This window comes from Streptomyces durocortorensis (assembly GCF_016901035.1).
In the GTDB taxonomy this organism is placed as follows: Bacteria; Actinomycetota; Actinomycetes; order Streptomycetales; family Streptomycetaceae; genus Streptomyces; species Streptomyces durocortorensis.
On the sequence record NZ_JAFEUF010000033.1, the window covers coordinates 1 to 13,271 of the forward strand.

Consider the following 13,271-nt stretch of genomic DNA (forward strand, 5'->3'; position numbering starts at 1 on the left):
CCGAACGGCTCGTCCATCAACAGGACCGGCGGTTCGTGGCGCCACCCCCCGCCGCGCGCGCCCCGGTGGGGCGTGCCGGCGGCGAGGGCGGGCGCCGGTGCGGGCCCGCTGGCCTCGTTCGCGTACACCGCTGCCGACGAGGAGAAACAGCGCGGCGTACGGCGCATGAAACTCACGGCCACCGGCCTCCTTCTGCTCGTCGCGCTCGTCTACGTCCTGGCCACCTGGGCGAAGAACTCAGGTGTGGGGGGCTGGCCGGGCTACGTCGCGGCGGCTGCCGAGGCGGGGATGGTGGGCGCGTTGGCGGACTGGTTCGCCGTGACGGCGCTCTTCCGGCGCCCGCTCGGCCTGCCCATCCCGCACACAGCCATCATCCCCACCAAGAAGGATCAGCTAGGACAGTCCCTCGGTTCCTTCGTTGGCGAGAACTTTCTCTCCGGAGACGTCATTCGTGACCGAATTCACGCTCTCGGGGTCGGTCGGAGGGTCGGTGTCTGGCTCGCGGAGCCGGCCCACGCCGACCGGGTGACCGCCGAACTGGCGACGGCGCTGCGCGGGGCGCTGACGGTCCTTCGGGATTCCGACGTCCAGGCGATCGTCGGCGAGGCGATCACCCGCCGGGCCAACGCGGTGGAGATCGGCCCGGGCCTCGGCAAGATGCTGGAGAAGGTCGTCACGGACGGCGGCCACCGCAAGGTCGTCGACCTCGTCTGCGTACGGGCGCACGACTGGCTGGTGGAGCACGGCGACTCGGTGATGAACGCGGTGCAGGGCGGGGCCCCCGGCTGGACTCCGCGGTTCGTGGACAAGCGGGTGGGGGAGCGGGTCTACAAGGAACTGCTGCGGTTCGTCACGGAGATGCGGGACATGCCGGAGCACCCGGCGCGCGGCTCGATCGACACGTTCCTGACCGACTTCGCGGCCGACCTCCAGACCGACGCCGACACCCGGGCCCGGGTGGAGCGGCTGAAGTCGGAGATCCTGGGCCGGAGCGAGGTCCAGGACGTCATCGCCTCGGCCTGGTCCTCGGTCCGCACGATGATCCTCTCGGCGGCGGAGGACGAGCGCAGCGAACTGCGGCTGCGGGCCCGCGCGTCGCTGATGTCGCTGGGCGCGAAACTGGCGAGCGACGCCCGGCTCCAGGGCAAGCTCGACGGCTGGCTGGAGGACGCGGCGGTGTACGTGGTGACGACGTACCGCGCGGAGATCACCTCGCTGATCAGCGAGACGGTCGCGGGCTGGGACGCGGACCAGACCTCGAAGAAGATCGAGGCGCACATCGGCCGCGACCTGCAGTTCATCCGGATCAACGGCACGGTGGTCGGCGCGCTGGCGGGCCTGGCGATCTACACGGTGTCGCACGCGCTGGGGGGCTGAGGGGGTTTCTCGCGGGGCCCTGGGTGCTCGGGCGCCGCTCCGGATGCGTACCCGTACGTTCCTGTCGTGTCCGGTACGGGTACGCACCCGGCCTACGCGGGGGAGTTGCCGGGGAGTACGGGCGCGGGGCGGCGGGCGTTCAGGCGGGCCCGGAATTTCTTTCCGGCCGGGCTTCGGAGCCGGCCCCGGACACCCGGCGGCCTCAGCTGTGGGCGACGGTGCTCAGCTCTGTGCTGCCCGCCGGGTGACGGCCCAGGAGGCGGCGGCCACGCCGCCCGCGACGGTGAACACGGCGGGCCAGGCGCCGACCTTCTTGGCGAGCGGGTGCGATCCGGCGAAGGCGGCGACATAGGCGACGGCCAGCCCGGCGGCGGCACGCGGCCCGGCCTGCCGGTTCCACTCGTACGCGGCCAGCGACCCGGCGGCGGCGAGCGCGACACCGCCGAGCGGCCGCTTCCCGGTCCACCGGGCGACGCCGTAACCCCCGACGAGCCCGCTCGCCGCCACCGCCGCTGCCGGAACCTTCGCCATCGCCGCCACCATCGCTTCCTGTGAGCTGTCCTGTGAGCTGTCCTGTGGACCGTCGGTATTCCTGTGGTTCGGTACTGGGCCCGAGGCTAGCGTTCGGAGCGACGCGGCCGGAGGGCGGTACGCAGGAGGCGGGGGTTCCGGATGGAAGCGGCCAGGGGAACGACCACAGTGACGGTGACGGACCCGGGCGAGGACGACGGAGGCGCGGCCGGTCCCGATCCCGTACGCCTCTTCTGCACCGACCACGGCGGCGACGGCCCGCCCCTGCTCCTGCTGCACGGGCTGGCCGGCCACTGCGGCGAGTGGGAGGCGCTGGCGGCCCGGTTCGCGGCCACGCACCGGGTGATCGCCTTCGACGCACGAGGTAGCGGGCGGAGCACGCGCCGCCCCGGGGACGTGACGCGGGCGCCCCACGTCCGTGATGTACGGGCCGTGGCGCGCCGGTTCGGTCTGGCCGGGAAGGACACGGTGCTGGTCGGCCAGTCGATGGGCGGCCTCACCGCGCTGCTGACGGCGGCGGCCCATCCGGAGGTGTGCCGGGCGCTGGTCCTGATCGAGGCGGGCCCGGCAGGACCGAGTCCCCGACTGCCGGGGCAGATAGGAGACTGGCTCGACTCCTGGCCGGTGCCGTTCCCGGACGCGGAGGCGGCCGGGGCCTTCTTCGGGGGCGGCCCGGCGGGACGGGCCTGGGCGGCGGGCCTCGCGCCGGGCCCCGGCGGACTGCATCCCCGCGTCGACCGGGACGTCATGGTGGCCACGGTCCAGGAGAACGCGCACCGCGACTACTGGGACGCCTGGGACCGGGTGCGCTGCCCGGTGCTGGTGCTGCGCGGCGAGCGGGGCGCGATGAAGCCGGAGGAGGCGGAGCGGATGCGGGACCGGCACCCCGCGACGCGGATCGCCGTGATCCCGGGGGCGGGCCACGACGCCCATCTGGACAACACGCAGGCGGTGTACGGGGAGATGGCGCATTACCTGCGTGATCTCCAGCAGTGATCCGGGGGCTGGGGTAGGGTCTGGACCCTTCACACGAGGGGGGCCTCATGCCGTTCCGTAACGCTGCCCGTACCCACGGTCGCCATCCGGCGCGAACGGGGTTGCGCGCAGGCGCACTTGCCGTGGTCGTGGCTGCCGCACTGGTGTCCTGCACCCAGGCGTCGAGCGGGGGCGGCCCCGGCGCGGGCGTCCCGAACGCGGCGGCGGATCCGGCGGCCGCGGACGCCGCCCGTAACGTCGAGAACGCGGACGCCGTCGAGAACGCGGACCGGGCCGAGCAGGAGGCCGGCGAGGCGGGCGAGGCGGAGGACACGGCCATTCCCTCCCCAGGCCCCGCCCTGGTCCGCGACGCCTTCGCGACGCTCCAGGCGACGCTGAACGAGACCTGCACGCCGGGCGCGGGCGACTGCGCCTACTTCCTCGGCCGGGTCACCGAGGAACTCGTCGAGCTGGACGAGTCGATGCGGGCGGACGCCAAGGGTCCGGGCCACTTCAAGCAGCCGTTGGCCGACATGAAGGCCCTGTTCGACAAGCTGGGCGACGACCGGTCCGAGGCGCATCTGGAGAAGCACTTCTCCGAGATCGTCGGCACGCGTGACGGCATCAACACCTGGATGCAGGACCACCCGGACGACTACCGCTGACCCTCTGTCGCGGGCAGCGGGCAGCGGGCAGCGGTAACCGGAATCGGGGACGGGGAAGAGTGGACCTGTACGAGGTGCTCGGCCTGCTCGCCGCCGCGACGGCGGCGGGCTGGGTCGACGCGGTGGTCGGGGGCGGCGGGGTACTGCTCATACCCGTGCTCCTGCTGGCCTTCCCCACGTACTCGCCCGCCGTGGCCCTGGGCACGAACAAGATCGCGGCGGTGATGGGCACGGCGACCGCCGCGTACATGTACCAGCGCCGCACGAAACTGGACCGGAAGGTCCTGCTGCCGGCCGCCGGACTCGCGGTCCCCTTCGGCGCACTCGGCGCACTGTCGGCGTCGAGCGTCCCCACGAGCTATTTCCGGCCGGTCATCATGGGCCTGCTGATCTCGGTGGCGCTCTTCGTGGCCTTCCGGCCGAGTTTCGGGGTTCAGCAGAGGGACATGGTGGTCACCCCGCGCCGCCGCACGGCGGCGATTCTCATCGCGGGCGTGGGCATCGGCTTCTACGACGGAGTGTTCGGACCCGGGGTCGGAACCTTTCTGATCATCTCCTTCACCACGCTCCTCGCGACCCAGTTCCTGGAGAGCGCGGCCATGGCGAAGGTGATCAACGCCTCCTCCAACCTCGGGGCGCTGGCGGTCTTCGCCTGGCAGGGCAACGTGCTGTGGGCCCTCGGCCTGGGGATGGCTGTGGGGAACATCGCGGGAGCGATGATCGGCTCGCGTACGGCGATGAAGAGGGGATCCGGATTCGTCAGGATCGTGCTGGTCCTCGTGGTCACGGGAATGGTGGCCAAGATGGGCTTCGACCAGTTCGCGTGACGGGCTCGACCGGTTCGCCTGACGAGAGCCCACCCGACGGGCACATAGCAGGCGCCACCGTACGCACGTGGAAGGTTCTTCATGACCCGCACCACCCCGCCCCGCCCTGTCGATATCGAAGAAGTCTTCCCCGCCCTGGCAGCCCACCGGCGCACGGCCACCCGGCTGCACCCCCGGCGCGGTGCGCCCGGCGAGGGGGACAGCTCGGTGGCGGGACCGCTGCTCTGGCCGGCCGACGAACCGTGGCCGGTGTGCACCGTCGTGCACCCGAAGGGCACCGGCCGCCTCCTCTCCGACGTGCGGATGCGCGGCCGGATCCAGGACGGCGCGCGGGGAAGGGACTTCACCGAGGACGAACAGCGCCGGCTGGACGCCATGAAGACGGCCGACCACGTCCCGGACCTCCGCGACGACGACGCCCTGCCGATGCTGGCCGTCGCTCAGTTGTTCACGCGGGACGTTCCGGATCTGGTGGGGCCCGAGGGCCAGGACCTGCTCCAGGTCTTCTGGTGCCCGTTCGAGGCCCATGGGCCCGACCGCACGATCGACGTCGTACTGAAGTGGCGACGCTCGGCCGATGTCGGGCCCGTCCTCACGCCACAGCCCGAATCCCCGGTCGCCGGCCGTGAGGAGTGCGTCCCCACCACGTGTGTCGTGCATCCGGAGCAGGTGGTGGAGCACGAGTATCTCGGCTTGCTGGACGAGGGGCTTCAGGAGGAGATCTCCGCATGGGAGGAGGAGCTCCTCGACGAGGACGACGACGACTACGAGCATGGCCCCTCCCCGGCGGTGGGCTACGCGACGTACGAGGAGTACGAGGCCGCGACGGCCGCGGCGCGCGCGGAGGAACCGGAAGAGATCGACTACATGAGCGATCTGTCGATCGCCCCCGGCTGGAAGGTCGGAGGCTTCGCCTCCTGGCATCTGACGGACCCCGCTCCGGTCGACTGCCAGGTGTGCGGGACAGCGATGCCGCCCCTGCTCACCGTGGACCAGTGGGAGTGCGACGGCGCCTCGCGCAGTTGGCTGCCCTTCGAGGACCGTGATGCCGGGAACGACCCGCGTGTGCTCGACCCGGTCGGTGTCTACCTCGGACGCGGCCTGATGCGCGTGCACACGTGCCCGACCGATCCGCTCCACCCGTACCGGCTGAGCTTCCAGTAGAAACGGTCCCCTCCCGGGCGAGAATCCGCAGGCCCCGCAAGAACGGCGTGCGTATCGTCGAACGAACCTCGCACCGAAGGATTGAGGCAATGACTTTGCGTTCCGACGTGGCCGAGTTGCTCGACGCGGCCGGCATCCTCGATGTGGACGTCGACGAGGCCGTCGCGGACGAGCACGTCCGGTCGTCCGCGTACCGTCGCATCGTCTCGGCAGCCGCTTCTTCACGGAGCCGTGAGCGGGACCGCGCGACGCTGGCCACGATCCTGCGCGATCCCGTCGAGGTGGTCTCCAAGTCGGCGGTGGTCGAACTCGTGGACCGGGTGGCCATGGAGGTGGACGGCCGTGAAGCGTTCCGGCAGTGGACGGCCGAACTGCTGCCGGAACTGGACCGGTTCAAGGCTGAAGGGAATCGCGAGTTCGTCCGCTGCCGCATGCACGACTGGCTGTTCTACCTGTCCGTCAAGGAGGGGCACATGCCGACGTCGGCCGAGTTGGCGAAGGCCACGCGCTGGATGCAGCGCACCCTGGCCGAGGGGGCGACGCCGTCGGCGGTACTCGCCCTGCTCGCCGAGTCGGGCAGCAGCAGGAAGATACGGAACATCGCGAGGAACCGAGCCGGAAGCCGCAAGCTGAGAAGGCAATGAGCCCGGTCGGCACGGCCGTCCGGCTCGGGCGGGCGCCAGGAGGCCGCCCGGAGGCGTCTGGAGGCGGGCGACGCTCACTCCCAGCCGACGGGCCGACCCCGCGTCGCGGTCGCGGTGCCGTCCGTAACCGGGATGCCCGGTCAGGGCGCGGTGACGGTGATGCGGACGACGGCGGTGGCGGCGGGAACGTCGGTGCCCTTCACGTGGACTTCGTACGTCAGCTCGTCCTCGCCGGCGTATCCGTCCCTGGCGGTGTACGTCACCGTGGCACCGGACACCGACGCGGACCCGTGGCCGGGCTCGGTGTCGATGGTCAGGGTCAGTTCGGCGGGATCGTAGGCGTCGAGCAGCCCTGCCCGGTCGTTGCTCTCCAGGGTGATGGAGTCGTTGTCGAGGACGTCCATGTCCAGGCTGTCGCCCGCGTCCACGCTCTGCTGGTCGTCCATGAGCGCCAGCGTCCGTTCGACGGCGCCCTTCCCGCCCTGCCCGTCCGCAACGCCGCCGTCGCCCCCGCACCCCGTCAGGGCCAGGGCCAGCGCGCCCGCTCCCATCGAGATGCGCATCCGGAGGGCTCCGCGCATCGGCCGCCGTGACTGCTTCCTCGTCTGCATGTGGTGCCCCCAAGGCCGAACTAGGTGCGGTGGAGCAGCCGATGCTCGCAGTGCGTACGGGGCGCACATCAGAGGTATACGGGAAGCGAAGCGGAATTGTGATGAGAGCGTGTACAGAACGTGGAGGGCGGGCCTCAGCCGGCGGACCGCCGCCCCAGCAACCGGCCCTGCGCCGCCTTCAACGCGGTGAATCCCTCCCGCGCGTAGTCGGCGAGTTCCTGACTCGGGAACGACACGACGGACTGGTGCTGGTCGTACCGCCCCTGCGCCCACCGGGCGGCTGTGATCTCGTAACCGGACACGTGGGCGCACAACTTGAGAAGAATCGGCGGCATCTCCGATTCGCGCAGCAGGTCGGCGTGGGTGACCACGAGGTCGCGCATGGTCCGGATGTTCGGCAGGAAGACGGTCGTCACCCACAGCCGCCACTCGGCCCGCTCCTCCTCGGTGGGCGGATCCTCGTGGTCGAAGGGGGAGCGCCCGTCGGGACGGACGTTGCGCTGGGCGAAGGCTTCGAAGGCGCGGCTGTTGGCCTCGGTGATGGCGAACAACGGGCCGTAGAAGTAGCTGAGTTACCAATTCACCCGCGCGAGCCGCTCGCTGCGCTGGGCGAGCCGCAACCCGTTGAGGTAGGCCGCGACGTACCCGACGAAGGCCAGGGCGATGGTGACGACCAGAGCAAGCATGGGGGCATGCTACGGACGCCGGCGCGGGGGTGGCTCGGCGAACAGATCTTCGATGTGGTGATGCGTCAGAACGATGAGATACGGTGACGAGGTCATCACGCTCAGTGCGCGCTCGCGCGCAAAGGGCAGCCCCCGGAGGTGCGCCAACACCACCCGAGGGCCTACACCTCCAGTGGTCAGGAGCCACCAGAAATGCTGCGCCATGTTATCGCGCCCTCTTCGGGCTGGACGAAAGCCTCGCACACGGTCGTGCGCGACCGGCGGATCAACAGCAACGCGAAGATCCTCATCCTGTACGTCCAGGGCCTCCCCGACTCCGCCACGAGCCGCCCGCTGGGCGAACTGGCACAGAAGCTGGACATGAAGGGCCGACCGTACCAGCAGGCCAAGAAGCAGTTGGTGGAGCACGGTTACGTCCATGAGTGGCGGGGCCAGCGCGAGGACGGGCTGTGGGCGACGGACCAGCTGTTCACGAACACACCGCTGACGCGCGCGGAGGCGAGGGCGGTCTGGACGAGGCTGGAGCAGGACGCGGGGGGATCGCCGGGTGTGCGGTATCCGACGGTCGGTGAACCGACTCCTCGGTCGGTCGGTGGCTATCAACCCGAGGAAGACCACGGTGATAAGACCACTCCCCACCCACCCTCCGAAGCGGAGCGGGGGCGAGGACGGGGGCGGGTGGCGGACCCGAGCCCGGAGCGGGTGGCGGACCCGGATCCGGTGGCGGCTCCGGACGCGGACCTGGACCCGGATCCGGACCCGGTGGAGGCGGCCCCGGACCCGGCGGGTGCCCCGGCCGAGGGGGCCTCAAGCCTCGCCCCGGCACCGCACCCCACGAGCCAACTGGCCAAGGCCGAACGCCTGCTGCTGTCGCTGCGACACTCACGCCGTGATCTGCTGCTGGGCGTCCGGGAGGCTCGCGCCCTGGCGGTGGAGGCCGTGAAGTGGCTGGAGGGCGGCCTGCCGGAAGCGGACCTGCGCCAGGCGCTCCTGGCCGACCCGCCGGAGAACGGCGTGCGCTCGGCGGTCGGCTTCCTGCGCCACCGCCTGATCCAGAAGTGCCCGGTGACCCCAGTGATCCCGGCGACCCCGCTGCCGGCGCCGCCTCCGCCGCCCCCGGTCAGGGAGCTGATCGCGTGCGCAGGCCCGGGGGAGGAGCACGTCTTCCGCCCGCAGGGCGACGAGCCGGAGTGCGCGGACTGCCGCAGGGCGACGGCGTACGCAAGCTGGATGGTCGACACGGACACGTACGAGTTCCCCGAGGACATGACCTGGCGGCAACGCGTGGCGGCCGTACGAAAGGCGGACGCGCTACGGGCCGGGCCCTCACCCCAGGGTGACGCGGGCAGCGACGGGCAGATGATCGCTGCCGGTGGCGGGAAGGGCGCGGATACGGCCCACGGTGGCGGAACGGGCCATGACCTGGTCGATCCGGGCCAGCGGGAAGGCAGCGGGAAAACTGAAGGCGAACCCGCTCTCGGCGACGTCCAACTGTGAGGTGAGGGGCCTCAACCCCCTGTCCTCCACGACCCCGTTGAGATCCCCGAGCAGAACGACCGGCTCGACGCTCTCACCCGCGATAGCCCGCCCCAGCAACGCGGCGCTCTCGTCTCGCCGTTGAGAGGTGAGCCCGCCCACCCCCACCCGGACGGACGGCAGATGGGCGACGTACGCGGCGACGTCTCCATACGGAGAGTGGACCACGGCACGCAGGCCACGGCTCCACCCTTCCTCAATGCTCGGAGGCTTGATGTCCACCACCCGCTCCCCGCTGAGCGGGTGCTTGGACCAGAGCCCGACGGTGCCGCGGACGAGGTGATGCGGATAGTCGGCGGCAAGGGCCTTCTCGTACGCCGACACCTGCGGATCCACCAGCTCCTCCAGCGCGACGAGATCGGCCCCCACATCACTCAGCGCCCTGGCGGTCCCCGCAGGATCACGGTTCTCGTCACTGACGTTGTGCTGCACGACGAGAAGCTCCCGCCCGCCGCCGCTCACCTCGCCGGGCAGGAGCAGCCCGCCGAAGGTGTCCACCCACACGCCAACCGGCAGCAGCAGAGCCACGAGGGCAACAGCGGACCGCCGCACGAGGGCGACGATCAGCAGCACGATGACGAGGACGCCGCCCCAGGGCAGAAAGGACTCCAGCAGACTCCCTATCCGTCCGGGCCAGTTGGGAACAAGCCGATGGAACCCCAGCACCACACTCAGAACGACGGCAATCCCGGCGAGCACCCACCCCCGCCGCCGTTTCCCCACCCCAGGCACCACAGGCGTCTCCGCCGCCACCGAACCGCTGTCTGCCCGTTCCACCATGTCTTCCGTCCACTCGACCTGCCCCGTAGGACGAGCGGACGGAAGGATCAGTTGCCGGACGGCCCGGGGTGGCCGGCCTTGCGGCTGTGCAGGGCCGACAGAGTCGTGGGTCATGTCTCCACGAGGCGGGTCGACACCTTGGGGGGTACCAGGCATGGCTACGCCTGAGCAGATCTGGGCGGACGCCGATCTCCCCACCCGTCGGCTCGCCGGGCTGGCGCTCAACCCGTCCGTACCGGAGAGCGTCCTGCTGCGGCTGCTCTCCGACGCTCCGCTCGCCACACGGATGGTGCTCTGCCGGGACCGGACCCTGCCCGACGCCGTCGTCGACGCCGTGATCCAGCACCCTGACACCCGTACCCGCAGCTTCTTCGCCCGCAACCTCCATGCCGATCCGGCCCAGCGAGCTCGGCTCGTGGATGATCCCGAGTGGTTCGTCCGCGCCCACTTGGCCGGGCCGCGGGTAGCCGCCCCGGCCCGGCCCAGGCCGCTGCCCGACGAGGCGGTCGTCCACATGATCAGTACCTACGAGGACGAGCTTCTGGGCGGCTCCTTCTACCAGCAGATCTCCGCCAAGCTGCGTCGGTCCATGCCCACCCATCCCGTCGCGAAGGTTCGGCGCTGGGGAGTCGGCGAGTGGACGTCGCTGTCCGCGGACACCCGAGCCGCTCTCCTCGCAGACCCCGACGCCGGGGTACGGGAAGCGGCTCAGCGGCACGTCCGCTGCGAGGACCCGACGTGGGTGGAGAGCACGCTTCCTGACCGACCGTGCCACGCCCGTACCGGCCTACTGCTCCACTGCCCCCTCACTCGGGCTGTGGTGGAGGGCGTCCTTGCGCGGCCGGTGGGCGAGGACGACAAGGCGATGATCGCCGTCAACCCCACCCTCCCTGCCGACGCGGTGGTCCTCCTGGCCGCCGATCCGGACCCGGAGGTACGGGCCCGGATCGCGCAACGCACCGACCTCGGCCCCGCCGAGCGCCGCACGCTCATGACGGACCCCGACCCTGACGTCCGACTGGCCGTGTCCCTCCACCCCGCACTGAGCGAGGAGGAACGGGCCGGGATCGACTACCAGGTCCCCATGGACCATTTCTTCGTTTACCACCCTGCTCCGGAGAGGCCCCTGGACCCCGGGGCCATCCGGCGCGACGCGCTCTCCCGCCACCCGCTGCTGCGCCGGCGGGCAGCCGGCGACCACCTGCTGCCACCGGACCTCGTCGCACGCCTGGCCTCGGACGACGACCTCGGCGTACGCGTCCTGCTGGCACAGAACCACCCGGACGCCCCCGCATCACTTCTGCTGCGCAGCTTCCTCGAGTACACCGGCCCCGAGCGCAGCCACCTCACCACCCGGCCGAACTTCCCCACCGACGGACTGGCCGTCTTCGCCGACCACGAGGACCCCGAGGTCCGGGCCCTGGCCGCCCGCGCCCCCGAAGCCGAGCCGACAACCGTGGCTCGGCTCACCCAGGACCCGGACCCTGCCGTGAGGGCCGCGGCGGCCCGCCACCCGAATCTTCCGCAGCCCCGGCTGGCAGCACTCCTCGACGACGAGGAGTCGGCCCACCATGCCGCGGCGAACACGGCACTGCCCTCGGACACGATTCGCCGACTTCTCCAGGCGGGCGGGCGGCACGCAGGGCCGCCGGGGTAGAAGGGAAAGCTGACCGTGCGGGCGCTGCGCGCCGTGCTCGTGGTGGTGCTCGCCGGCACCGTGTTCGTACAGGCGTTGATGTTGTGGGCGCTGATCAGTGGGAATGATCCGGAGGACGGTTTGCTCCCGCTGACCCCGCTGCGCGTGATCACGATCCTGGGCATCGGGACGGCCCAGGTCGCCATGGTCTGCGTCTGGCGCCTGGTGACGATGGTGAGACGTGGCACCGTGTTCCCCCACGCCGCCTTCCGGTACGTGGACGCCATCATCGGCGTGATCGTCGCGGCCGCTCTCGTGTGGTTCGCGGTCACGGCCGGCACTCGGCCCCGGGGCTTCGGATCACATCGTCTGTCAGCCGGCCGGGACACTCTCCGGCGTCGTCGTCATAGCAGCGCGCTTCATGTTGCAGACCCCAGCAGGATGGAGCGAGGTGCACGCGGTCATTTCCTGGGTCAGGCGGGCGGACGGGGGCATGGAAGCTCCGGATGGTGGTGGTTGAGGCAGCAGACCACCGAGAAGGAGATCAGGCTCTGGGACTTCGTGTAGTGCACCCAGCAGACGTCGACGCCCCGAGGGAGAGCGTCCATCGCGTACACGATCTTGTCTTCCAGGGAGATGTGAGCGCGCCCGCCGTCTTCCCTCTCGGCGGGCGGATTCGCCTCGTACGTGCTCTTCAGCCAGGTGACGGCGCCCACCACACGCGTCCAGGTGTGCTCCACCGCGGTCTGGTCCCGCCGCAGGAGCCAGTGCCCGGTCATGAGGGGCGGCAGCGTCGAGGCGACGAACGCGCGGGTCTGCTCGGAGTTCGGTTCCGCACCCGGACGGCGTAGGGCCTCCTGGCCGTACGCGTCTCTGCTGCCGGTCCACGGACCGTATCCGTGCCAGTGTCCTGACCAGGTCATCTGCGCCCTTCGCTAGGGGAGACGGGCCGGCCCGGAGCATGTCCGGTCCGGCCCTTTACGTGGTGCTTCGTGCTCAGGAAGGGAGCCAGACTAGAGCGTCAGACCCCGGCTCCTGACCCACCCGGTGGCGAAGTCGTCGAGCTCGCTCCCGGTGAAGCGCAGCTCCTTGCCCGCGCCCTCGGGCTTGCTGTCGCGGATGACGAAGGAGGCCTTCGAGCCGGGGATCGCGGCAAGGCTCACGCAGGTCTCGTGGGGGCCGCCGGCGTTGCCCCCGCAGAAGTCGGAGAAGGCGTCAGCCGTGGGGGCCGACAGGGCGTACAGGTTCCCGTTCATGGGAAAGTCCTTTCTGGTGCTGATGTTGCGGATGTCGCGGAGATGCGGTCTCCGCACCGTCGTGCTCCTGCACCCGCCCGGCTGCCGACCGTCCATGGAGACAGCCGGGCGGGGGTCTGTGGGCTGAACGTGTGTGCCGATGAGAAGCGCTGCAAGTCGAGGAGCGCCCCGGCTACCTGCCTGACCACACCGCCGCCACGATCGACGAGCCGATGGAGGCAAGGCAGACGACGTACGCGATCTGCCGGGCCCGCTCGCTCATCGCCCCGCGCCTCGACCGGGAACCGGCCGTACGGGAAGAGGAGGCCGGGCCGAGCCCGCAGGCCCCGCACTCCCAACCCTGTTCATGGCGACGAGCTTTCGCAGCACCCTGGCGAGGGCTCGGACGTGGGAGTAGACCTCGTGCGACAGGGCTTCCGGGGCGGGAGGATTGTCGAGGAGGTGAGTGACCTCCAGGAGGAAGCCGCGGTCGGCCCCGCTCATCCCGTCGGCCCCGGCCCGGGGGCCGCGGCCCGGGGGCCCCCCCCCCCCCCCCGCGGGGAGCCCCGAGCGGGGCGCCTCCCGTCGCCGGGGCGGGGCGGCG

Annotated in this window: 12 protein-coding genes and 2 pseudogenes; 8 read left to right on the forward strand and 6 right to left on the reverse strand. The window is 71.1% G+C overall.

Annotated elements, in window-relative coordinates:
- Positions 1-72: 72 nt before the first annotated feature.
- Positions 73-1,377: a DUF445 domain-containing protein gene (locus JS521_RS09635; protein ID WP_307847823.1), complete on the forward strand. Its 1,305-nt coding sequence runs from the start codon at positions 73-75 to the stop codon at positions 1,375-1,377.
- A gap of 222 nt (positions 1,378-1,599) precedes the next feature.
- Here the strand turns inward: JS521_RS09635 and JS521_RS09640 are convergent, their stop codons facing one another.
- The gene (locus JS521_RS09640; RefSeq protein ID WP_205082299.1) at positions 1,600-1,908 is read right to left on the reverse strand and encodes a hypothetical protein; all 309 of its coding nucleotides are present in this window, start codon (positions 1,906-1,908) and stop codon (positions 1,600-1,602) included.
- A 141-nt stretch (positions 1,909-2,049) separates the two neighbouring features.
- On the opposite strand from JS521_RS09640, the gene JS521_RS09645 reads away from it, so the two are divergent.
- The 5 genes from JS521_RS09645 (at position 2,050) to JS521_RS09665 (ending at position 6,183) form a co-directional block, all read left to right on the forward strand.
- A complete protein-coding gene (locus JS521_RS09645; RefSeq protein ID WP_239487021.1) occupies positions 2,050-2,904 on the forward strand; it encodes an alpha/beta fold hydrolase in 855 nt (284 codons plus the stop codon).
- 122 nt (positions 2,905-3,026) lie between these two features.
- Positions 3,027-3,548 (forward strand): hypothetical protein, encoded by a 522-nt coding sequence (locus JS521_RS09650; protein WP_205082301.1) that lies wholly within the window; start codon positions 3,027-3,029, stop codon positions 3,546-3,548.
- A gap of 59 nt (positions 3,549-3,607) precedes the next feature.
- Positions 3,608-4,375 (forward strand): sulfite exporter TauE/SafE family protein, encoded by a 768-nt coding sequence (locus JS521_RS09655; protein ID WP_205082302.1) that lies wholly within the window; start codon positions 3,608-3,610, stop codon positions 4,373-4,375.
- An 81-nt stretch (positions 4,376-4,456) separates the two neighbouring features.
- Positions 4,457-5,539, forward strand: a complete 1,083-nt coding sequence (locus JS521_RS09660) for a hypothetical protein (protein ID WP_205082303.1) — start codon at positions 4,457-4,459, stop codon at positions 5,537-5,539.
- A gap of 89 nt (positions 5,540-5,628) precedes the next feature.
- Entirely contained in the window at positions 5,629-6,183 is a 555-nt protein-coding gene (locus tag JS521_RS09665) for a hypothetical protein (protein WP_205082304.1), read from the forward strand.
- A 140-nt stretch (positions 6,184-6,323) separates the two neighbouring features.
- On the opposite strand, the gene JS521_RS09670 is transcribed toward JS521_RS09665, so the two are convergent.
- The 3 genes and pseudogenes from JS521_RS09670 to JS521_RS09685 all read right to left on the reverse strand — a co-directional run bounded on the left by JS521_RS09670 (position 6,324) and on the right by JS521_RS09685 (position 9,796).
- Positions 6,324-6,746: an Ig-like domain-containing protein gene (locus tag JS521_RS09670; protein WP_239487023.1), complete on the reverse strand. Its 423-nt coding sequence runs from the start codon at positions 6,744-6,746 to the stop codon at positions 6,324-6,326.
- Between the two features lie 182 nt (positions 6,747-6,928).
- A pseudogene (locus tag JS521_RS09675) lies at positions 6,929-7,480 on the reverse strand (hypothetical protein).
- Positions 7,481-8,806: 1,326 nt separating this feature from the next.
- Positions 8,807-9,796: an endonuclease/exonuclease/phosphatase family protein gene (locus tag JS521_RS09685; protein ID WP_205082306.1), complete on the reverse strand. Its 990-nt coding sequence runs from the start codon at positions 9,794-9,796 to the stop codon at positions 8,807-8,809.
- Between the two features lie 154 nt (positions 9,797-9,950).
- Between JS521_RS09685 and JS521_RS09690 the strand changes: the two genes are divergently transcribed.
- Both JS521_RS09690 and JS521_RS09695 read left to right on the forward strand, forming a co-directional pair.
- Positions 9,951-11,453, forward strand: coding sequence for a HEAT repeat domain-containing protein (locus tag JS521_RS09690; protein WP_205082307.1), 1,503 nt, complete (start codon positions 9,951-9,953; stop codon positions 11,451-11,453).
- Between the two features lie 9 nt (positions 11,454-11,462).
- A pseudogene (locus tag JS521_RS09695) lies at positions 11,463-11,780 on the forward strand (DUF2975 domain-containing protein); the annotation flags it as partial.
- A 125-nt stretch (positions 11,781-11,905) separates the two neighbouring features.
- Here the strand turns inward: JS521_RS09695 and JS521_RS09700 are convergent.
- A complete protein-coding gene (locus JS521_RS09700; RefSeq protein WP_205082308.1) occupies positions 11,906-12,355 on the reverse strand; it encodes a hypothetical protein in 450 nt (149 codons plus the stop codon).
- A 90-nt stretch (positions 12,356-12,445) separates the two neighbouring features.
- Positions 12,446-12,688, reverse strand: coding sequence for a DUF397 domain-containing protein (locus JS521_RS09705; RefSeq protein ID WP_205082309.1), 243 nt, complete (start codon positions 12,686-12,688; stop codon positions 12,446-12,448).
- Positions 12,689-13,271: the final 583 nt, after the last annotated feature.

Excerpts from the sequence above, each read along its gene's own strand:
- JS521_RS09640 (WP_205082299.1), bottom strand. The coding sequence starts at position 1,908 with ATGGCGAAGGTTCCGGCAGCGGCGGTGGCGGCGAGCGGGCTCGTCGGG.
- JS521_RS09645 (WP_239487021.1), top strand. The coding sequence starts at position 2,050 with ATGGAAGCGGCCAGGGGAACGACCACAGTGACGGTGACGGACCCGGGC.
- JS521_RS09660 (WP_205082303.1), top strand. The coding sequence starts at position 4,457 with ATGACCCGCACCACCCCGCCCCGCCCTGTCGATATCGAAGAAGTCTTC.
- JS521_RS09665 (WP_205082304.1), top strand. The coding sequence starts at position 5,629 with ATGACTTTGCGTTCCGACGTGGCCGAGTTGCTCGACGCGGCCGGCATC.
- JS521_RS09670 (WP_239487023.1), bottom strand. The coding sequence starts at position 6,746 with ATGCGCATCTCGATGGGAGCGGGCGCGCTGGCCCTGGCCCTGACGGGG.
- JS521_RS09685 (WP_205082306.1), bottom strand. The coding sequence starts at position 9,796 with ATGGTGGAACGGGCAGACAGCGGTTCGGTGGCGGCGGAGACGCCTGTG.
- JS521_RS09690 (WP_205082307.1), top strand. The coding sequence starts at position 9,951 with ATGGCTACGCCTGAGCAGATCTGGGCGGACGCCGATCTCCCCACCCGT.
- JS521_RS09700 (WP_205082308.1), bottom strand. The coding sequence starts at position 12,355 with ATGACCTGGTCAGGACACTGGCACGGATACGGTCCGTGGACCGGCAGC.
- JS521_RS09705 (WP_205082309.1), bottom strand. The coding sequence starts at position 12,688 with ATGAACGGGAACCTGTACGCCCTGTCGGCCCCCACGGCTGACGCCTTC.